Raw genomic sequence first — 17,317 nt, 5'->3', positions numbered from 1 at the left:
GCGAAGTTCCCCTCCTCCTTGTGGGGGGTTAGGGGTGGGAGTAGGAAGCCGCGCGCCAATCAAATCTCAGGTACCCGTCCCTCCCTCTACCCGTTCACCCGGCGGACCTCGCTGACGGCCTTGTCTTCCTTAAGCTGGGAGAGCAGCCGGTTCAGGTGCTTCAAATCCCAGACCTCCAGATCGAAAAGCATCTCGGTGAAATCTGGCGCGGTGCGCGCCATCGACAGCGTGTGGATGTTGGCGTCGTTGTCGGCGATCACCTTGGAGATGTCGGCAAGCGATCCCGGCGCGTTGATCGCCGTCACCGAGATGCGCGCGGGAAAGCGCTCCCGGTGTTCCTCGCCGATATCCCAGCGCACGTCGATCCACCGCTCCGGCTGATCGTCGAAGGCGGTCAGCGACGGCGACTGGATGGGATAGATGGTGATGCCGGAACCGGGCTGCAGAATGCCCACGATACGGTCACCCGGCACCGCGCCCTCCGGCGCGAAACGCACCGGCAGATCGCCGCGCACGCCGCGGATCGGCAACGCGCCGTTCGCCTCTTCGGCCTCCTTGCCGCCCGATTTGCCGTTCTTCTTTTTGCTCTTGCGCGAGGACGAGCGGCCAGGAATGTGGAACAGCATGCCGGCCGCATTGCGCAGGTTGAACCAGCCTTCCTGCCTCGTAGCCGGCGCGACGCTCGCGACGCGCTCGTCCTTATAATCGGGGAAGACGGCTTTGAGCACGTCCGTCGACGGCAACTCGCCGCGCCCGACGGCGGCAAGCACGTCTTCCACGTCCTTGCGCGCCAGACGCGGCAGTACCGGTTTCAGCCCGTCCTTCGAAAACGGTTTGCCTGCGCGCTCGAACGCGCGTTCGAGGATACGCATGCCGAGGCCCGAATATTGCTTGCGGATGGCGGAGCGCGTGGCACGACGGATGGCGGAACGGGCCTTGCCGGTGACCACGATGGATTCCCAGGCGGCCGGCGGCACCTGCGCCTTGGAGCGGATGATCTCGACCTCGTCGCCATTCTTCAGTTCGGTGACCAGCGGCATGATGCGGCCGTTGACCTTGGCCCCGACGCAGGTATCGCCGACATCGGTATGGACGGCGTAGGCGAAGTCGATGGGCGTGGCGCCGCGCGGCAGCGCGATCAGCCGTCCTTTGGGCGTAAAGCAGAACACCTGGTCCTGGAAGAGTTCCAGCCGCGTATTCTCGAGGAAATCCTCCGGATTATCGCCCTCCGCAAGCGCCTCGATCGTCTGGCGCAGCCATGCATAGGCGTTGGTATCCTTGGAGATCGTCGGCCCGGCGCCGTTGGGACCATTGCCGGCATCCTTGTAGACCGAATGCGCCGCCACGCCATATTCGGCGACGCGGTTCATCTCCTGCGTGCGGATCTGCAACTCGACGCGCTGCCGGGACGGCCCGACGATGGTCGTGTGGATGGACCGGTAATCGTTCTGCTTGGGCGTGGAGATATAGTCCTTGAAGCGGCCCGGAACCATCGACCAAGTCGTGTGGATGGCGCCGAGCGCGTGGTAGCACTCCTCGACGGTGTCGACGATGACGCGGAAGCCGAAAATGTCGGAAAGCTGCTCGAAGGAGAGTGCCTTCGTCTCCATCTTGCGGAACACCGACCACGGCTTCTTCTGCCGGTTCTTCACCGTCGCCTTGATCTGATACTTCGCGAACAGCGCCAAAAGAGCGTTCTCGATGTCGGTCAGGATGGTGCGGTTGCGCTCGAATATCTCGGCGACACGCTCGGTCACCGTGCGGTAGGCATCCGGATTGATGTGACGGAAGGCCAGATCCTCGAGTTCCTCGCGCATGCCTTGCATGCCCATGCGGCCGGCGAGCGGCGCATAGATGTCCATCGTCTCCTCGGCGATCCTGAGCCGCTTTTCCGGCGGCACGTGGTCGAGCGTGCGCATGTTGTGGAGGCGGTCGGCAAGCTTGACGAGCAGGACGCGAACGTCGGACGCGATGGCGAGCAGGAGCTTGCGCAGATTTTCCGCCTGCTCGGCCTTCTTCGAAACGAGATCGAGCTTCTTCAGCTTGGTGAGACCCTCGACCAGCCGGCCCATATCCGGCCCGAAAAGCTCATCGATCTCCTGCCTGGTCGCGGTCGTATCCTCGATCGTATCATGCAGGAGCGCGACCGCGATGGTCGCTTCGTCCATATGCATGTCGGTCAGGATCGCGGCGACTTCGAGCGGGTGCGAGAAATAGGGATCGCCGGACGCGCGCTTCTGGTGGCCATGCTTTTGCATGGCATAGACATAGGCCTTGTTGAGGAGCGCCTCATTGACGTCGGGCTTGTAGCGCTGGACCCGCTCCACAAGCTCATACTGCCGCATCATCGGCGATTTCCTGCATCGCTAAACAAAACATGCGCCGCGTAGGGACACGGCGCATGTTACAGTAAAGCACGAAATCCTTACCAGGATTTCCGGGATTCCAGATCAGAAATCGTCGCTCTTTTCCGGCGGCACGAGGCCTTCGATACCGGCAAGGAGTTCCTCTTCCGACATGCGGTCGAAGGCGATGCCCTCTTCCTCGTTCTGGGCCTCGCCAACGGCAGCCTCCGACTGGTCGACGATCTCGGCCGCATCGCTTTCCGGCTCGTCGATCTCGACATGCTTCTGCAGCGAGTGGATGAGGTCTTCCTTGAGGTCGCCCGGCGACAGCGTCTCGTCGGCGATCTCGCGCAGCGCGACGACCGGGTTCTTGTCGTTGTCGCGGTCGATGGTCAGCGGCGCGCCCTGCGAAAGCAGACGCGCACGGTGGCCGGCAAGCAGGACCAGTTCAAAGCGGTTATCGACCTTGTCGATACAGTCTTCAACGGTAACGCGGGCCATCATCGCCCCTTTCGTTCAATCGGTGTTCCGGGAATTGGCGGTCAGATAACCCGATCGGCAATCAAATTCAAGAAGCAACAGCGCTCTCATAACAGAAGCGACGTACAGCCTGCTATGCCGGCGCTGCCCTTTTTACGCTGCCGCAATCACGTTCCACTTGGAATGCCGCCCTCCCGACGCTATTTCCCAAACGGGTGCCTCTCGCGCATGCTAGACGGGAGTTATTTCGCATCCTGATTGCCTGAATGCCTATTGCGAGAAGGAAATTTGCCATGTTCGACCCGCGTGAGAAGATCGCACTCTTCATCGACGGCGCCAATCTTTATGCCACCTCACGGGCGCTCGGCTTCGATATCGACTATCGCAAGCTCCTCGCCAGCTTCCAGAAGCGCGGCTACCTGCTGCGCGCCTATTATTACACGGCGCTTGTGGAGGACCAGGAGTATTCCTCGATCCGCCCGTTGATCGATTGGCTCGACTACAACGGTTACAAGGTCGTGACCAAGCCGGCGAAGGAGTTCACGGATTCCACCGGCCGCCGCAAGATCAAGGGCAATATGGATATCGAATTGACGATAGACGCGCTCGAACTCGCCGATGTCGTCGACCATTACGTCATTTTCTCCGGCGACGGCGATTTTCGTACCCTGGTCGAGGCATTGCAGCGCAGGGGCCGCAAGGTCAGCATCGTCTCCACCATGGCCTCGCAGCCGCCAATGATCTCGGATGAATTGCGCCGGCAGGCCGACCATTTCCTCGACCTTGCCTCGCTCAAGGGGGATATCGGCCGCGATCCGTCCGAACGGCCGGCAAGGCGTGCCGAACCGTCCGACGAAGAGGATGATTCCTATTGATAGCGGCTTCCGCCGTGGCCGCAGAACCACAACACGACTGTCCGCTTTGCCCGCGCCTGCACGGCTTCATAGCCGAGTGGCGCGAGCGCGAGCCGACATGGCACAACGCGCCCGTCCCCACTTTCATGGCGCCGGAGGATGACGCCTCGGTGCGGCTCCTGATCATCGGGCTGGCGCCCGGCCTGCGCGGCGCCAACCGCACCGGCCGACCCTTCACCGGTGACTACGCCGGCAACCTGCTCTACCGGATCATGATCGCCCATGGCTTCGCGCGCGGTCTTTATGAGGCGCGGCCGGACGACGGGCTGGAGTTGATCGGCTCCGCGATCACCAACGCCGTGCGCTGCGTACCGCCGCAGAACAAGCCGGTCGGCGCTGAGATCGCCACCTGCCGGCGGTTCCTTTCGGCCACGATCGATCGCTTCGACAATCTGCGGGCGATCCTGACGCTGGGCGCCATCGCGCACCAATCGACCGTGCGCGCGCTCGGCGAGCGCGTGGCGGCAATCCCGTTTCGGCACGGCGAGCGCTACGAGGTGGGGAACTTGTCTATTTTCCCGAGCTATCACTGCTCGCGCTACAACACCAATACGGGTGTGCTGACCGAGGCGATGTTCGACAAGGTTTTCAGAGAGGTGGCGGCGTTTCTGGAGAATTGATCTAATCTCGCGCGGGGCCTTGGGCGTCTCCTTTCATCAGCTTGCACTTGACGAATTTTTCCGTATATTATGGTAATATACAAAGATGATCAACTGGACGCTGATCGAAGGGTTTGACTGGGACGAAGGAAACGCTCGAAAGAGCGCCGACAAACACAATGTCGGACAAGCAGAAGCTGAGCAGGTCTTCCTGAACGAACCGCTGCTGGTAATGGCCGACGAGAGGCATAGTGAGATAGAGGCTCGCCTTCACGCGCTTGGACGCACGGACAGTGGCCGATCTCTTCATATCACATTCACATTACGCCGGGCCGGAACGTTGATACGCGTGATTTCCGCCCGCGACATGCATCGCAAGGAGCGCGCCTGGTATCATGAGCAAGAAAATTAAACCGATTCCAGCTTTCCATGATGAAGCAGAAGAGCGGCATTTCTGGGAAACCAAGGATTCAACGGATTACGTCGATTGGAGCAAGGCCGCAGCCGTACGGCTTCCCAATCTTAAACCATTGACGACATCAATTTCGCTGCGGCTGCCGGTAGGCCTGCTGGAACGCATCAAAATCGCGGCCAACAAGAGGGACATGCCTTATCAATCACTGATTAAGGCCTGGCTCACAGAGAAGGTGGAGACGCGTTAAGCGCTCAGCTATCCTCGCTCCTTGAGCAACCGCGCCTTTTCGCGGCCCCAGTCCCGTTCCTTCTCGGTTTCACGCTTGTCGTGCAGTTTCTTGCCGCGTGCCAGTCCGAGCAGCAGCTTGGCGCGGCCACGCTCGTTGAAATAGATTTTCAGCGGCACCATGGTCATGCCTTCGCGCTCGACGCCCTGTGCCAGCCGCGACATCTCGCGCTTGTTGAGCAGGAGCTTGCGACGCCGGCGCGGCTCATGGTTGAAACGGTTGCCCTGCAGGTATTCGGGCAAATAGGAGTTGATCAGCCAGATCTCGCCACCCTCCACCGAGGCATAGGATTCCTGGATGTTCGCCTTGCCCTCGCGCAGCGACTTCACCTCGGTGCCGGTCAAGGCAAGGCCCGCTTCGTAGGTGTCGAGCACCTCGTAGGAGAAGCGCGCCTTGCGGTTTTCCGCGACGGTCTTGCTATTGGGATTCTTTTCCTTGGCCATGCGCCGGGAAGTAATGCCGGAAGATCAGTTGATCAAGCCGGCATGTTTCATCGCGGCATCGATGCGGGTAGCGGTATCCGCCTCGATGGTCACCATCGGCGAACGCACGACGTTCTCCAGACGGCCGAGGCGCGAGAGCGCGTATTTCGGGCCGGCCGGGTTAGGTTCGATGAAGAGAGCGCGGTGGAGCGGCATCAGCCGGTCCTGCAACTCAATGGCGCGATCGCGGTCGCCGGAAAGCGAGGCTTCCTGGAATTCGGCGCACAAGCGCGGTGCGACATTGGAGGTGACCGAGATGCAGCCGACGCCGCCATGGGCGTTGAAGCCGAGCGCCGAAGCATCCTCGCCAGAAAGCTGGATGAAGTCAGCACCGCAGGTGATGCGCTGGTCGGTGACGCGGTCCACCTTGGCGGTAGCGTCCTTGACCCCCACGATATTCCTGAAGTCGTGCGCCAGTTTGCCCATCGTCTCCGGCGTCATGTCGATGATGGAGCGCGGAGGGATGTTGTAGATGAAGATCGGCAGCTTCGTCGCCTTGGCGACCGCTGCGAAGTGGGCGTAGAGCCCGCGCTGGTTCGGCTTGTTGTAATAGGGCGTCACCACCAGCACCGCATCGGCGCCTACCTTCTCGGCATATTGCGCCAGTTCGATCGCCTCGTTCGTATTGTTGGAGCCGGCGCCGGCGATGACCGGTGCCCTGCCCTTCGCCGTCTCGACGCAAATCTCGACGACCCGGCGATGCTCGGCATGGCTGAGCGTCGGCGATTCGCCGGTGGTGCCGACCGGCACCAGGCCCTGCGTCCCCTCCCCGATCTGCCATTCGATCAGATCGGCGAAAGCTTTCTCGTCGAGGCTCCCATCCTGCCGGAACGGCGTGACGAGCGCGGTGAAGGAACCTCTGAACATCGAAAAAACTCTCCTGTGGGCCTTGGCCCGTTTAGAAACGCCGCACCATAGTCTTGCCGTGCCGGTGCGGCAAGGCATGGACTATTAGGCAGTTGCGCCATGCCCGGCGCTGCGCCACGCTTCGCCAGCACCGTCGAAGGAGGAGAGAAAATGGCCAAGTTGATCGCGCTCTACAAGCATCCTAAGGACGCCGCGGCTTTCGACCGATATTATTTTGCAACGCATGTGCCGCTGGCGAAGACACTGCCGGGCCTGAAGAAATATGATGTCAGCGAAGGCGGGGTGAACACGCCTGAAGGCCCGTCGGCCTATCATCTTGCCGCGACGCTCTATTTCGATTCCGTTGCAGCCATTCAGGCGGCTTTCGCCTCTCCGGAAGGGCAGAAAACCGCCGCCGACCTCGGAAATTTCGCGGACGGCGGCGTCGAACTTCTGGTTTTCGATACGAAGGAAGTGTGAGCGTCGGGAGTGACCGCTCAAGCGGCCTTGGCGTGCTCGACAGGATGGAGCACGTGGAAGGAGACGCAGATGCGGTTCCAGATATTGATCATCCCGATCGCGACCGTCAGCTTCGTCAGTTCCTCTTCGGAGAAGTGCTGGCGGGTCGCTTCCCAAAGCGCATCCGGCACTCCCTGTTCAGAAATCTTCGTCACCGCGTCGGCGTAGGCGAAGGCGGCGCGCTCACGGTCGCTGAAGAGAGGCGATTCCTTCCAGGCCGAGACGAGGAATACGCGCTGCTGCGTATCGCCGTCACGAAGCGCTTCCTTGCTATGCATGTCCACGCAGAAGGAACAGCCGTTGATTTGCGAGGAGCGCAGCTTGACGAGATGGAGCAGGCTCTTCTCCAACCCGCATTCGTCCACGGCCTTGTTCAGCGCATAGACCTGCTTCATCAGTTCCGGCGCATAGCTCTGGTATTTCATCCGCTGTTGCATTGTCTTTCCTTTCATCCTTGTTTGGAAATGGATTTCTGCAATCGTTGATGACGCTCGACGAAGGCGCAGCTTCGCGCGATCGAGCGCGGGTCGGCGTCCTCCATAAAATCGGCGACAATATCGGAAAGCCTCACTTCGGCGAGCGCGACCCGATAGGCCTTCTCCGCTTTCAGCATCGCGACATTGATACCGCAGGGCTTGATATAGGCGGATGCGGGGAGCGGATTGGGACCGCCTCGGCGGATTTCAGCACAGCGATAGGCGGGCTCCGGCCCTTCCACCGCGAGCACGATATCGAGCAGCGAGATACGTTTCGGCTCGCGCGCCAGCCGATAGCCGCCGAGCGGACCCGACAGCGACTCCAGCACTTTCGCCGTCGTCAGCGCATTCAGATGCTTCAGAAGATAGCTCGGTGAAAGTCCGTGCGCTTCAGCAAGAGCCGCGCCCGGCATGGTCGCTCCGTCCTCCAGCGAGGCCAGGACCGCGCAGCAATGGATTGCCGCCTCTACGCCTTCCCCGAGCTTCATTGGTCCGATCCCTTATTCATGGATATTTTATATCATGGATAATTTTTATCTGCAATGTAAATATCGCCCGCCCTTCGGGAGCCAGGACACAGCATTTCGCCTAAATCGCTTCGGCAGCGATCATCAGCAGCCCCGCGCAGAGCGTAATGTTGACCAGTGTCAGATAGAGATGCGGATCCCGCTCCTTACCGCGAAAGAGAAAAAGATTGTGGTAGAGCGGCGTTGCCAGAACCAGGAAGAGGATCAGTGCGAAGACTGCCCAGACAATCGCGGTACCAGAGACGAGAGCGAGGCCGGCGACGAGTTGAACGCCAAAGCCGATCGCAAGCAGCGGTGCCGGGAGAGGCCAGCCATAGTTCGTCTTGAGCTGTCGACGCTCCCCGAACGCCGCAAAATTGCGGATGCCTGCAATAACGAAAAATACGCCGAAAACGATACGGCCGATCAGTTTCAGTTCGATGGCGCCCATCCGCTCCCCTCTCATGCAGAGCTACGCGATTGAACCGCCATGAACGAAGTGGCCCTTCGCTGCCAAGGGAAATCGCCGCCCAGCCTATGGTCATCCCATGATTTGAGCGCCGGCCCCCGGCTTCGTCTCTCGGAAACCCTACTCCGCCGGTTCGGCCACCCTCGCCTTGGCCATCGGGTTGTTCGGATGCGTCGTCCAGTTGGCATAGGTCGGCGACACCTTCTTCTTCGTCCGTTCGTCCATCGCGCCTGCCGCCAGCGGCACAAGCGTTATGCAGTCCTCCACCGGGCAGACGTTGACGCAGAGATTGCACCCGACGCACTCCGCCTCGATCACCTCGAAGTGCCGCACCCCATCGACCATGTTCGTGATCGCCTGGTGCGAGGTGTCCTCGCAGGCGATGTGGCAGCGTCCGCATTTGATGCACAGATCCTGGTCGATATGCGCCTTGGCGACATAATTCAGGTTGAGAAACTGCCAGTCGGTGACGTTGGGCGTCGCACGTCCGATCACATCGTCGAGCTTGGCGTGGCCCTTCTCGTCCATCCAGTTCTTCAGCCCCTCGATCATTTCCTGCACGATCTTGAAGCCATAGGTCATCGCCGCGGTGCAGACCTGCACATTGCCGGCGCCGAGCGCCATGAACTCGGCCGCGTCACGCCAGTTGGTAACGCCGCCAATGCCGGAGATCGGCAGGCCGCGCGTTTCGGGATCACGCGCGATCTCGGCCACCATGTTGAGCGCGATCGGCTTCACCGCCGGGCCGCAATAGCCGCCATGCGAGCCCTTGCCGTCGATCGAAGGCTCCGGCGAGAACGTATCGAGATCGACAGCGGTGATCGACGATACCGTGTTGATGAGCGACACGGCGTCCGCCCCGCCCTTCTTCGCCGCACGCGCCGGATAGCGGATATCGGTGATATTAGGCGTCAGTTTCACGATAACCGGCATGCGCGTGTTCTGCTTGCACCAGCGCGCGACCATTTCGATATATTCCGGCACCTGCCCGACGGCCGATCCCATGCCGCGCTCCGACATGCCGTGCGGGCAGCCGAAATTGAGCTCGATACCGTCCGCGCCGGTCTCCTCGACCACAGGCAGGATCGCCTTCCAGGCTGCCTCCTCGCAGGGCACCATGATCGAGGCAATAAGCGCCCGGTCCGGCCAGTCGCGCTTGACCTGCTTCATCTCGCGCAGGTTCACCTCCAACGGCCGGTCGGTGATGAGTTCGATATTGTTTAGGCCCAGAAGCCGGCGGTCGGCGCCCCAGATCGCGCCGTAGCGCGGGCCGTTGACGTTGACGATCGGCGGCCCCGCCTCGCCGAGTGTCTTCCATACCACGCCGCCCCAGCCCGCCTTGAAGGCGCGTACGACGTTGTACTCCTTGTCCGTGGGCGGCGCGGAGGCCAGCCAGAACGGGTTCGGGGATTTGATGCCGAGAAAGTCGTTTCGGATGTCTGCCATGGCTTTACTCCTTCTCAGCCGGCGACGGCATGGAGGCTATGAGAGGCACGTTCATTGGCGTTTCTCCGGCAGGGTATCGAAGGCCGGAACGCCGTCGGGAATGACATGGAAGCCGGCCTTCTCCTCGCAGAAGATCGCGATCTTCGGGCCACCATAGACTTCCGGATCGTCCAGCGTGCCGACTTTGAGCACGAGTTGCGGCAGGCCCGGCCGCCGCGACAGGATATGCGTACCGCAGAGCGCGCAGAAATCGCGGGTTACCGCGTTCGGCAGGTCAGGCCGTTTGAATTGCTTCAGCTCGCCCTCCACATAGGCGAAACCTTCGGGCGGAATGAGCATGAAATAGTTGGGGCCGCCGCCGGAAATGTGCTGGCACGCCCGGCAATGGCATTCGGCCTTGAGGACGGGCGCAGCAGAAACCCGGTAGCGCAACGCCCCGCAGTAGCAGCCACCCTGAAATTCATCGCCCATTGTCGCGCCTCCTCATGAGTTGGTTCGGCATGGGATGCCCCAATATTGGCTATTTTCGACCGCGCGACTATATTGATGCGAAAGGCAGCGGCGGTGAGTATGGGAATGACGGAACGACGCTTTACGATCCATCTGCTTCCCGAGCCCGATGGCGGCTTCACTGTCCGCGTTCCCGCGTTCCCCCCTGTCGTCACCTATGGGGCGACTTATGAGGAGGCGCTCGCGAATGCGCGAGAAGCGATAGAGGCTGTAATCGAAGTCTATCGGGAAGACGGGATCGACATACCTCCTGACATTGAAACCCACATCGATACGCTCACCATTGCAGCCTGACCGGTGAATCCGCGCAGGCTCCTTGTCGTCAAGGGCAAGGCTGTGCTCCGAGCCTTGCAAAAGGCCGGGTTCAAACTGAGGCATGTGCGCGGCAGTCATCATGTGCTGACACATCCCGCCCCTCCCCGGCGAATGGTACAGTGCCGGTACACGGAAATCGAACAATCCCAGTAGGCACCCTGGCGGCGATTCTCGAGGAAGCGGGGCTTTCGGCCGAGACGTTCACGGATTTGCTCTAGCTCTTCGATAGCGCCCGATGGATGCTTTCCGCCGCGTCGCGGCCGGCCGCAACCGCCGAGACTGTCAGGTCTTCGCGGCCGTCGGCCACGCAGTCGCCGCCCGCCCACACCTTCGCAAGCGAAGTGCGACCCTCGGCGTCGACCTTGATCTTGCCGCTCTCCATCATAATCGAGCTGCCGCTTCCGTTGAGTGGCGAGGCATCAAAGCTCTGGCCGATCGCCTTGAATACCTGATCGGCTTCGATCCTCAATATCTCGCCAGTCCCGGCAAGCTTGCCTTTCTTTAGTGCGGTGTATTCGAGTTCGATCGCCATGACCTTGCCGCCCTCGGCAACCACGCGCTTCGGCTGCAGCCAATGGCGGATGGTGACGCCCTTCGCCGCGGCAAGATCCTGCTCGTATTCCGACGCATTCATGTGTTCCTGGCCGCGCCGGTAGCAGATCGTCACTTCTTCGGCGCCGAGGAGCTTCGACTGCACGGCAGCGTCGATCGCCGTCATGCCGCCGCCGATGACGACGACGCGGCGCCCGACGGGCAGTGCCGCAAGATCGCCCGCCTGCCGGAGCGTCTCGATGAAATCGACAGCGTTGGCTACACCGTCGGCGTCCTCGCCTTCGGCCCGCAACGCGTTGATGCCGGCCAGCCCGGCCCCAAGGAACACAGCATCATATTCGCCCGTGAGGTCGGCCAGCACAAAATCGCGGCCAAGCGCCTTGCCGTTCTCGATCCGGATGCCGCCAATGGCGGTCACATAATCCACTTCGGCCTGGGCAAAGCCATCGACCGTCTTGTAGGCCGCGATACCATATTCGTTGAGACCGCCCGACTTCTCTCGCGCCTCGAAGACGGTGACGTCGTGGCCGTGAATGGCAAGCCTGTGCGCGCAGGCGAGCCCCGCCGGTCCCGCCCCTGCGACCGCGACCTTCCTGCCGGTCGGCGCGGCGCGCTCGTAGAATTGGCGTTCCTTCGTCATGGCCGTATCGGTAGCGTAGCGCTGCAAGCGGCCGATCTGTACCGGCTTGCCCTCGGCGGCCTCGCGCACGCAGGCTTCCTCGCACAGCGTCTCGGTCGGGCAGACGCGGGCGCACATGCCACCCAAAATGTTCTGGTCGAAGATGGTCTTCGCCGCGCCGAGCGGATTGTCGTTGCCGATCTGCCGGATGAACATCGGGATGTCGATGGTCGTCGGGCAGGCCTGCATGCAGGGCGCATCGTAGCAGAAATAGCAGCGATCGCTCTCGACCAGCGCCTCGTGATGATCGAGCGGCGGATGCAGGTCGCCGAAATTCTCGGTGTACGCCTCGGGCGACAACCGGCCCGCTGCGATCCCTTCCTTGAAAAGACCTTCCGGCATCTTGCGGGTTCCCCATTATCGTTTCCCGGAAGGCTAGCACGTTTTGTTTTTTTATCAATCGGTCAAATTTTGTCGAAACCCGAGGAAGGCGTCGAAAAAATTCGCTACCGGTGTCGGAGCGGCTACCCAAGCACCGTCCTTGGACCAGTTATCCCAGCAAGGAGTATGTCATGTCCAAGATAACCCCGTGCCTGTGGTTCAACGGCCAGGCCGAGGAAGCTGCGAGGTTCTATGTCTCGCTCTTGCCGGATTCCCGCATCGACTATGTCCAGCGCAATGTCATCGACAGCCCTGGCGGCAAGGAAGGGAGCGTGCTCCTCGTGGGCTTCACGCTCGCGGGCCAGACCTATCAGGCGTTGAACGGCGGCTCGAATTTCGAGTTCACGCACGCCATCTCGCTTTCGATCGATTGCAAGGATCAGGCAGAGGTCGACAGGCTGTGGGACCGGCTTTCGGATGGCGGCGAGCCGGTAGCGTGTGGCTGGATAAAGGACCGCTACGGCCTTTCCTGGCAGATCGTTCCGAGCGTCATGCTGAAATTCCTGGCCGATCCGGACCGCGAAAAGGCCGCGCGCGTCATGAAAACCATGATGGACATGGTCAAGCTCGACATCGCCGCGCTTCAGGCAGCCTATGACGGACACGCTTAGAAAACCGGGTGGGCGAGACAGAGGAGATGACAATGGCAGAAAAGTCAAAACCCTTCTTCTGGTACGAACTGATGACCACCGACCCGAAAGCGGCGGCGGATTTTTACACGAGAGTGGTCGGCTGGAGCGCCGCGCCCTTCGGTGGCGACGGCGGCATACCCTATACGGTGCTCAGCGCCGGCGAGCGCGGCGTCGGCGGCATCATGAACATGCCGGAAGGCTACAAGAAAGGCGGCGGCCATCCCGCATGGGTCGGCTATGTCCATACACCCGACGTCGATGCTGCAGTCGCGGCGCTGAAGAAGGCAGGCGGAAAAGTACACCGCGGCCCGGAGGAAATCCCTGATGTCGGCCGCTTCGCAGTTGTCTCCGATCCGCAGGGCGCCATGTTCCAGCTCTTGCAGCCGAACGGGCCGGACCAACCGCCGGTGCCGGCCGGCACGCCGGGCCATATTGGCTGGCACGAGCTTTATACGAGCGACTGGAAGAAGGCCGCCGATTTCTATTCCGGTCAGTTCGGTTGGAGGAAAACGCGCGAATTCGACATGGGCGAAATGGGCATCTACGCCATCTTCGCCATGGACGAAGCCGATGTCGGCGGCATGATGAACAAGCCGCCCCAAATTCCGAACCCGGTCTGGCAATTCTATTTCAACGTCGAAAGCATCGACGCACCGACCAAACGCGTCTCCGACAAGGGCGGCAAGGTGCTGATGGGGCCGATGGAGGTGCCCAACGGGCAATGGGTCGTCCAGTGCCAGGATCCACAAGGCGCACATTTCGCGCTGGTCGCGCCGGGCAGGTAAGACGCAACGCGCGTCCGGTTTACGCAAGCCGGACGCGCGTGCATCCCGCTCCAGAATTCACGAAAACTTGATGAACGACGCCCTTATGTGAGTGGCGCTCCCGCGCAACGCATTTTATCGGCGGACGGGCTTGAAACTGGAGCAAATGATGAAGCTTTTTGATTCCCTCAGCCGGTATCAGCCGCAAATGCTCGGTCTGCTTCGGATCGTTACGGCATTGCTTTTCATCGAACACGGCACGCAGAAGCTGTTCGGCTTCCCGGCGAGCGCCCAGGCCGGCGGCAGCCTCGGCGGCCTCATGCTGACGGCGGGCATATTGGAAGTCTTCGGCGGCATCCTGGTTGCGCTCGGCCTGCTGACGCGGCCCGTGGCCTTCATTCTCGCCGGCGAAATGGCGACGGCCTATTTCATGGCACATATGCCGCGGAGCTTCTTTCCGATCAACAATGGCGGCGACGCGGCAGTACTGTTCTGCTTCGTCTTCCTTTATCTGGCATTTGCCGGAGCCGGAGCTTTCGCGCTGGACAATCGCCGGACCAACCCGGCAGCCGAGGCCTATAGCGCCTCGTAGAGCGCAGCGGCATCCTCGTAATCATAGCGGATGGGCACCGGCGTTTCCGGCGTCCATCCTTCTGCCGTCTCGCCCGCCATCAGCCTGCAAGCGGCAACTGCCGTCAGCACCGCTCCGCCATAGAGCCGGTTGGCGAGATTGAGGATGCCTGTCTGGTGCATGGCGGCGGAACCGCTGCCGCAGGCGTCCTTAACCAGCGCAACCCGGAAGCCGAGCTTAAGCGCCGCCTTCACCGTGGCGTCGACGCAGGCTTCGGTCCACACGCCACAGATGTAAAGCCACTTCGTGCCGGCGGCTTTGAGTTCGTCGCCAAGTCCCGTACCGAAGGCGCTCGCCTCGGACTTGATAATCAGCCGTTCGCCTTCGGCCGGCGCCACTTCGGGACAGATCGCAGTCAGCGGATCGTCCTTGTCGCTGAAAGCCGAGCGGCCGTCCGGCAGGCGCGGGTGATGAGCCAGCGTCGTCTCCGCGCCGGGATCGACGACATAGGCGAAATGATAGACGGGAACACCGCTCCGCCGCGCAGCCTGTTGCAATTGCACGACATTGCCTATGACGCGGTCGAATTCAACCGCCAGCAGCCGCCTGTCCTGCCGGTGCTCCTCTTGGAGATCGATGCAAAGAAGCGCCGAGGCTGAAGCAGGGATGGCGAGCGCCTTTCTCATCCCCGCATCCGCTCGTAATTCGCGTCGAAGAGCGGCGCCGGTTGCGGGCGTGCCTTGTGCCGCTTGCCGAGCAGTTCGATCTCGAAGCCGTTACTCTCCTCGGCGATTTCCTTCGGCACATAGCCCATCGCGACAGACGCTTTTGAATTGTGTGCATAGCCACCGGAGGTGACCCATCCGCGTACCTCGCCGCCAAACCAGATCGCCTCGTCGCCGATCACGTCGGCGTCGGTCGCGTCCATGACGAAGGCGCGCAGCCGGAGCTTGCCACCTTGTTTGCGCTCTTCCAGCGCCGCCGCTTTGCCGATGAAATCAGCTTCCTTGCCGTAGGCAACGAAACGATCAAGCCCGGCTTCCAGCGGCCCGTAGATCGGCCGGTACTCGCGTGCCCAGGAGGCATAGTTCTTCTCCAGCCGAAGCGCATTGAGCGCGCGCGATCCGAACAAGCCGAGGCCGAATTCCTCTCCTGCCGCGAGCAGAGTTTTGAAGATGGAACGCTGGTATTCCGGCTCGATCCAGAGTTCGTAGCCGAGATCGCCGGTATAGGAGACGCGGCCGACGAGGCATGGCGCCATGCCGATATGCAGACGCCGGATCGCCATGAAGGGAAAGGCGGTGTTGGAGATATCCTCGCCGGCGACCTTTTCCAGAAGCTTGCGCGCATTCGGCCCGGCGATGGCGAGGCCTGTCAGCCCTGCGCCGCGCGCCCGAACCCTCACCGATCCGTCTGCGGGGAGATGCTCTTCGAACCAGCGCATATGGAATTCCTCGGCCACGCCCGAGCCAAGGATCATCCATTTGTTGCCGCCGAGATTGGCGACGGTGAAATCGCCGATCAGCTTGCCGTCTCCCTTCAGCATGGGTGCAAGCGCCATACGCCCTTCCCTCGGCAGCTTGCAGGCGAGCAGCCGGTCGAGGAAGGTTTCTGCCCCCTCGCCTTCCACCTCATACTTGGCGAAGGATGTGGTTTCGGAGAGCCCGACGCGTTCGCGCACCGTTCTTACCTCTTCCGCCACATGCTCGAAATCGGTCGAGCGCCGCCATGAGAATTCGTCCTTGACGCCTTGAGGCGCGTACCAGAGCGGGATTTCCAGCCCGTAGGCGACGCCGAACTGCGCACCTTTGGCAGTCAGCAAATCGTAGATCGGCGAGGTCTTGAGCGGCCGCCCGGCCGGCAGTTCCTCGTTGGGGAAGCGGATCGAAAAGCGGCGTGAATAGTTTTCGCGCACCTTGGCATTGGTATAGGCCATCGAGGCCCAGTCGCCGTAGCGCGCCACGTCCATCGCCCAGATATCGAAGCCCGGATCGCCCTCGATCATCCAGTTCGACAGCGCGAGGCCAACCCCGCCGCCTTGCGAAAAGCCGGCCATGACACCGCAGGCGCACCAGAAACCTTCAAGGCCCCGGATCGGACCGACCAGCGGGTTGCCATCCGGCGCGAAGGTGAACGGCCCGTTGATGATCTGCTTGATGCCGGTTTTCTGGAAAGCCGGGAAATGCCGGAAGCCGACTTCCAGCGACGGCGCGATGCGGTCGATATCCGGCTCCAGGAGCTCGTGGCCGAAATCCCACGGCGTCGTCTTCTCCGACCACGGCTTGCACGCCTTTTCGTAAGTACCCATCAGCATGCCGCCGCGTTCCTGGCGGAGATAAAGCTCGCCGTCGAAATCGACCGCGTGCATGATCTCTGTACCGGTTTCCTTGTTCCAGTCGGCGACTTCCGGCATGTCCTCGGTGATGAGGTACATGTGCTCCATGGCGAGCACCGGCAGTTCCAGCCCGACCATGCGGCCGACCTCGCGCGCCCAAAGGCCGCCGGCATTCACCACATGCTCGGCGACGATCTCGCCCTTGTCGGTGACAACGCGCCAATGGCCGTCTTCGCGCTGGACGAGGTCCTCCACCCTGGTGTGACGGTAAATCTCCGCGCCGAGTTTTCGCGCGGCTTTGGCATAGGCATGCGTCACGCCGGACGGGTCGAGATGGCCGTCCTCGGAGTTTCGAACCGCGCCGACGAACTGTTTCGGATCGATAAGCGGCATCAGCTTGGCCGCTTCCAGCGCAGAAATCTCCTCCAGGTCGAGGCCGAGATAACGGCCCTTTGCAACGACGCCGCGCAGCCAGTCCATGCGCGCCTCGGTCGCGGCGAGCAGCACGCCGCCGGTGACGTGGACGCCTGTCGCCTGGCCGGAAAGCGCCTCGATCTCCTTGTAGAGTTCGATCGTGTATTTCTGCAGCTTGGCGACGTTCGGATCGCCATTGATCGTATGCATGCCGCCTGCCGCATGCCAGGTAGAGCCCGATGTTAGTTCGTTGCGCTCCAACAGCACCGCATCCGTCCAGCCGTGGCGGGCGAGATGGAACAGCACCGAGCAGCCAACGACACCGCCACCAATGACTACGACACGCGTATGGGATTTCATGATTGTTCTCTGGTTTCAGGG

22 protein-coding genes are annotated in these 17,317 nt (G+C 61.6%); 10 read left to right on the top strand and 12 right to left on the bottom strand.

Going from position 1 to position 17,317, the window contains the following annotated elements:
• Nucleotides 1-86: 86 nt before the first annotated feature.
• Nucleotides 87-2,348, bottom strand: a complete 2,262-nt coding sequence (locus RBH77_RS13190; RefSeq protein ID WP_311028055.1) for a RelA/SpoT family protein — start codon at nucleotides 2,346-2,348, stop codon at nucleotides 87-89.
• A gap of 102 nt (nucleotides 2,349-2,450) precedes the next feature.
• Nucleotides 2,451-2,846 carry a DNA-directed RNA polymerase subunit omega gene (rpoZ, locus tag RBH77_RS13185; RefSeq protein ID WP_311032533.1) on the bottom strand — a complete coding sequence of 132 codons (396 nt, stop codon included), beginning with the start codon at nucleotides 2,844-2,846 and terminating at the stop codon, nucleotides 2,451-2,453.
• A gap of 272 nt (nucleotides 2,847-3,118) precedes the next feature.
• Here rpoZ and RBH77_RS13180 point away from each other — a divergent pair, with 272 nt between their 5' ends.
• The 4 genes from RBH77_RS13180 (at nucleotide 3,119) to RBH77_RS13165 (ending at nucleotide 5,000) form a co-directional block, all read left to right on the top strand.
• Nucleotides 3,119-3,700 carry a LabA-like NYN domain-containing protein gene (locus tag RBH77_RS13180; protein WP_311028054.1) on the top strand — a complete coding sequence of 194 codons (582 nt, stop codon included), beginning with the start codon at nucleotides 3,119-3,121 and terminating at the stop codon, nucleotides 3,698-3,700.
• Nucleotides 3,697-4,359, top strand: a complete 663-nt coding sequence (locus RBH77_RS13175; RefSeq protein WP_311028053.1) for a uracil-DNA glycosylase — start codon at nucleotides 3,697-3,699, stop codon at nucleotides 4,357-4,359. Before RBH77_RS13180 ends, RBH77_RS13175 begins: the two co-directional genes overlap by 4 nt.
• Nucleotides 4,360-4,444: 85 nt before the next feature.
• The gene (locus RBH77_RS13170; RefSeq protein ID WP_311028052.1) at nucleotides 4,445-4,750 is read left to right on the top strand and encodes a BrnT family toxin; all 306 of its coding nucleotides are present in this window, start codon (nucleotides 4,445-4,447) and stop codon (nucleotides 4,748-4,750) included.
• A complete protein-coding gene (locus RBH77_RS13165) occupies nucleotides 4,734-5,000 on the top strand; it encodes a BrnA antitoxin family protein (protein ID WP_311028051.1) in 267 nt (88 codons plus the stop codon). The genes RBH77_RS13170 and RBH77_RS13165 overlap by 17 nt, the downstream gene beginning before the upstream one ends.
• Nucleotides 5,001-5,008: 8 nt before the next feature.
• Here RBH77_RS13165 and smpB read toward each other — a convergent pair whose 3' ends face one another.
• Together smpB and dapA are read right to left on the bottom strand one after the other, a co-directional pair.
• Complete coding sequence (gene smpB / locus RBH77_RS13160) at nucleotides 5,009-5,482, bottom strand: SsrA-binding protein SmpB (RefSeq protein ID WP_311028050.1); 474 nt, start codon at nucleotides 5,480-5,482, stop codon at nucleotides 5,009-5,011.
• Nucleotides 5,483-5,506: 24 nt separating this feature from the next.
• The gene (gene dapA, locus RBH77_RS13155; RefSeq protein WP_311028049.1) at nucleotides 5,507-6,388 is read right to left on the bottom strand and encodes a 4-hydroxy-tetrahydrodipicolinate synthase; all 882 of its coding nucleotides are present in this window, start codon (nucleotides 6,386-6,388) and stop codon (nucleotides 5,507-5,509) included.
• Nucleotides 6,389-6,538: 150 nt separating this feature from the next.
• On the opposite strand from dapA, the gene RBH77_RS13150 reads away from it, so the two are divergent.
• On the top strand, nucleotides 6,539-6,847 hold the full coding sequence (locus tag RBH77_RS13150) for an EthD family reductase (RefSeq protein ID WP_311028048.1): 309 nt from the start codon (nucleotides 6,539-6,541) through the stop codon (nucleotides 6,845-6,847).
• A gap of 17 nt (nucleotides 6,848-6,864) precedes the next feature.
• Here RBH77_RS13150 and RBH77_RS13145 read toward each other — a convergent pair whose 3' ends face one another.
• The 5 genes from RBH77_RS13145 to RBH77_RS13125 all read right to left on the bottom strand — a co-directional run bounded on the left by RBH77_RS13145 (nucleotide 6,865) and on the right by RBH77_RS13125 (nucleotide 10,254).
• The gene (locus RBH77_RS13145) at nucleotides 6,865-7,323 is read right to left on the bottom strand and encodes a carboxymuconolactone decarboxylase family protein (protein WP_311028047.1); all 459 of its coding nucleotides are present in this window, start codon (nucleotides 7,321-7,323) and stop codon (nucleotides 6,865-6,867) included.
• 11 nt (nucleotides 7,324-7,334) lie between these two features.
• On the bottom strand, nucleotides 7,335-7,850 hold the full coding sequence (locus RBH77_RS13140; protein WP_311028046.1) for an RrF2 family transcriptional regulator: 516 nt from the start codon (nucleotides 7,848-7,850) through the stop codon (nucleotides 7,335-7,337).
• A 100-nt stretch (nucleotides 7,851-7,950) separates the two neighbouring features.
• Nucleotides 7,951-8,319, bottom strand: coding sequence for a DoxX family protein (locus RBH77_RS13135; protein ID WP_311028044.1), 369 nt, complete (start codon nucleotides 8,317-8,319; stop codon nucleotides 7,951-7,953).
• 138 nt (nucleotides 8,320-8,457) lie between these two features.
• On the bottom strand, nucleotides 8,458-9,783 hold the full coding sequence (gene preA / locus RBH77_RS13130) for an NAD-dependent dihydropyrimidine dehydrogenase subunit PreA (protein ID WP_311028043.1): 1,326 nt from the start codon (nucleotides 9,781-9,783) through the stop codon (nucleotides 8,458-8,460).
• A 51-nt stretch (nucleotides 9,784-9,834) separates the two neighbouring features.
• On the bottom strand, nucleotides 9,835-10,254 hold the full coding sequence (locus tag RBH77_RS13125) for a GFA family protein (RefSeq protein ID WP_311028042.1): 420 nt from the start codon (nucleotides 10,252-10,254) through the stop codon (nucleotides 9,835-9,837).
• Between the two features lie 105 nt (nucleotides 10,255-10,359).
• Between RBH77_RS13125 and RBH77_RS13120 the strand changes: the two genes are divergently transcribed.
• On the top strand, nucleotides 10,360-10,587 hold the full coding sequence (locus RBH77_RS13120) for a type II toxin-antitoxin system HicB family antitoxin (protein ID WP_311028041.1): 228 nt from the start codon (nucleotides 10,360-10,362) through the stop codon (nucleotides 10,585-10,587).
• A gap of 3 nt (nucleotides 10,588-10,590) precedes the next feature.
• The gene (locus RBH77_RS24000; RefSeq protein ID WP_371832775.1) at nucleotides 10,591-10,761 is read left to right on the top strand and encodes a type II toxin-antitoxin system HicA family toxin; all 171 of its coding nucleotides are present in this window, start codon (nucleotides 10,591-10,593) and stop codon (nucleotides 10,759-10,761) included.
• A 61-nt stretch (nucleotides 10,762-10,822) separates the two neighbouring features.
• On the opposite strand, the gene RBH77_RS13115 is transcribed toward RBH77_RS24000, so the two are convergent.
• Nucleotides 10,823-12,181, bottom strand: a complete 1,359-nt coding sequence (locus RBH77_RS13115; protein ID WP_311028040.1) for an NAD(P)-dependent oxidoreductase — start codon at nucleotides 12,179-12,181, stop codon at nucleotides 10,823-10,825.
• 170 nt (nucleotides 12,182-12,351) lie between these two features.
• On the opposite strand from RBH77_RS13115, the gene RBH77_RS13110 reads away from it, so the two are divergent.
• The 3 genes from RBH77_RS13110 to RBH77_RS13100 all read left to right on the top strand — a co-directional run bounded on the left by RBH77_RS13110 (nucleotide 12,352) and on the right by RBH77_RS13100 (nucleotide 14,208).
• A complete protein-coding gene (locus RBH77_RS13110) occupies nucleotides 12,352-12,831 on the top strand; it encodes a VOC family protein (RefSeq protein ID WP_311028039.1) in 480 nt (159 codons plus the stop codon).
• A gap of 32 nt (nucleotides 12,832-12,863) precedes the next feature.
• Nucleotides 12,864-13,637 carry a VOC family protein gene (locus RBH77_RS13105; RefSeq protein ID WP_311028038.1) on the top strand — a complete coding sequence of 258 codons (774 nt, stop codon included), beginning with the start codon at nucleotides 12,864-12,866 and terminating at the stop codon, nucleotides 13,635-13,637.
• A gap of 148 nt (nucleotides 13,638-13,785) precedes the next feature.
• A complete protein-coding gene (locus tag RBH77_RS13100) occupies nucleotides 13,786-14,208 on the top strand; it encodes a DoxX family protein (protein WP_311028037.1) in 423 nt (140 codons plus the stop codon).
• Here RBH77_RS13100 and RBH77_RS13095 read toward each other — a convergent pair.
• Nucleotides 14,193-14,873: an isochorismatase family protein gene (locus tag RBH77_RS13095; RefSeq protein ID WP_311028036.1), complete on the bottom strand. Its 681-nt coding sequence runs from the start codon at nucleotides 14,871-14,873 to the stop codon at nucleotides 14,193-14,195. The two genes, RBH77_RS13100 and RBH77_RS13095, sit on opposite strands and share 16 nt — an antisense overlap.
• On the bottom strand, nucleotides 14,870-17,296 hold the full coding sequence (locus tag RBH77_RS13090; protein WP_311028035.1) for a GcvT family protein: 2,427 nt from the start codon (nucleotides 17,294-17,296) through the stop codon (nucleotides 14,870-14,872). Before RBH77_RS13090 ends, RBH77_RS13095 begins: the two co-directional genes overlap by 4 nt.
• Nucleotides 17,297-17,317 lie beyond the last annotated feature (21 nt).

Source organism: Mesorhizobium koreense, from assembly GCF_031656215.1.
GTDB classification, from domain to species: domain Bacteria; phylum Pseudomonadota; class Alphaproteobacteria; order Rhizobiales; family Rhizobiaceae; genus Mesorhizobium_L; species Mesorhizobium_L koreense.
This window is presented reverse-complemented; position numbering and strand designations above follow the sequence as displayed.

Excerpts from the sequence above, each read along its gene's own strand:
- RBH77_RS13190 (WP_311028055.1), bottom strand. The coding sequence starts at position 2,348 with ATGATGCGGCAGTATGAGCTTGTGGAGCGGGTCCAGCGCTACAAGCCC.
- rpoZ (WP_311032533.1), bottom strand. The coding sequence starts at position 2,846 with ATGGCCCGCGTTACCGTTGAAGACTGTATCGACAAGGTCGATAACCGC.
- RBH77_RS13180 (WP_311028054.1), top strand. The coding sequence starts at position 3,119 with ATGTTCGACCCGCGTGAGAAGATCGCACTCTTCATCGACGGCGCCAAT.
- RBH77_RS13170 (WP_311028052.1), top strand. The coding sequence starts at position 4,445 with ATGATCAACTGGACGCTGATCGAAGGGTTTGACTGGGACGAAGGAAAC.
- RBH77_RS13165 (WP_311028051.1), top strand. The coding sequence starts at position 4,734 with ATGAGCAAGAAAATTAAACCGATTCCAGCTTTCCATGATGAAGCAGAA.
- smpB (WP_311028050.1), bottom strand. The coding sequence starts at position 5,482 with ATGGCCAAGGAAAAGAATCCCAATAGCAAGACCGTCGCGGAAAACCGC.
- dapA (WP_311028049.1), bottom strand. The coding sequence starts at position 6,388 with ATGTTCAGAGGTTCCTTCACCGCGCTCGTCACGCCGTTCCGGCAGGAT.
- RBH77_RS13150 (WP_311028048.1), top strand. The coding sequence starts at position 6,539 with ATGGCCAAGTTGATCGCGCTCTACAAGCATCCTAAGGACGCCGCGGCT.
- RBH77_RS13145 (WP_311028047.1), bottom strand. The coding sequence starts at position 7,323 with ATGCAACAGCGGATGAAATACCAGAGCTATGCGCCGGAACTGATGAAG.
- RBH77_RS13140 (WP_311028046.1), bottom strand. The coding sequence starts at position 7,850 with ATGAAGCTCGGGGAAGGCGTAGAGGCGGCAATCCATTGCTGCGCGGTC.
- RBH77_RS13135 (WP_311028044.1), bottom strand. The coding sequence starts at position 8,319 with ATGGGCGCCATCGAACTGAAACTGATCGGCCGTATCGTTTTCGGCGTA.
- preA (WP_311028043.1), bottom strand. The coding sequence starts at position 9,783 with ATGGCAGACATCCGAAACGACTTTCTCGGCATCAAATCCCCGAACCCG.
- RBH77_RS13125 (WP_311028042.1), bottom strand. The coding sequence starts at position 10,254 with ATGGGCGATGAATTTCAGGGTGGCTGCTACTGCGGGGCGTTGCGCTAC.
- RBH77_RS13120 (WP_311028041.1), top strand. The coding sequence starts at position 10,360 with ATGACGGAACGACGCTTTACGATCCATCTGCTTCCCGAGCCCGATGGC.
- RBH77_RS13115 (WP_311028040.1), bottom strand. The coding sequence starts at position 12,181 with ATGCCGGAAGGTCTTTTCAAGGAAGGGATCGCAGCGGGCCGGTTGTCG.
- RBH77_RS13110 (WP_311028039.1), top strand. The coding sequence starts at position 12,352 with ATGTCCAAGATAACCCCGTGCCTGTGGTTCAACGGCCAGGCCGAGGAA.
- RBH77_RS13105 (WP_311028038.1), top strand. The coding sequence starts at position 12,864 with ATGGCAGAAAAGTCAAAACCCTTCTTCTGGTACGAACTGATGACCACC.
- RBH77_RS13100 (WP_311028037.1), top strand. The coding sequence starts at position 13,786 with ATGAAGCTTTTTGATTCCCTCAGCCGGTATCAGCCGCAAATGCTCGGT.
- RBH77_RS13095 (WP_311028036.1), bottom strand. The coding sequence starts at position 14,873 with ATGAGAAAGGCGCTCGCCATCCCTGCTTCAGCCTCGGCGCTTCTTTGC.
- RBH77_RS13090 (WP_311028035.1), bottom strand. The coding sequence starts at position 17,296 with ATGAAATCCCATACGCGTGTCGTAGTCATTGGTGGCGGTGTCGTTGGC.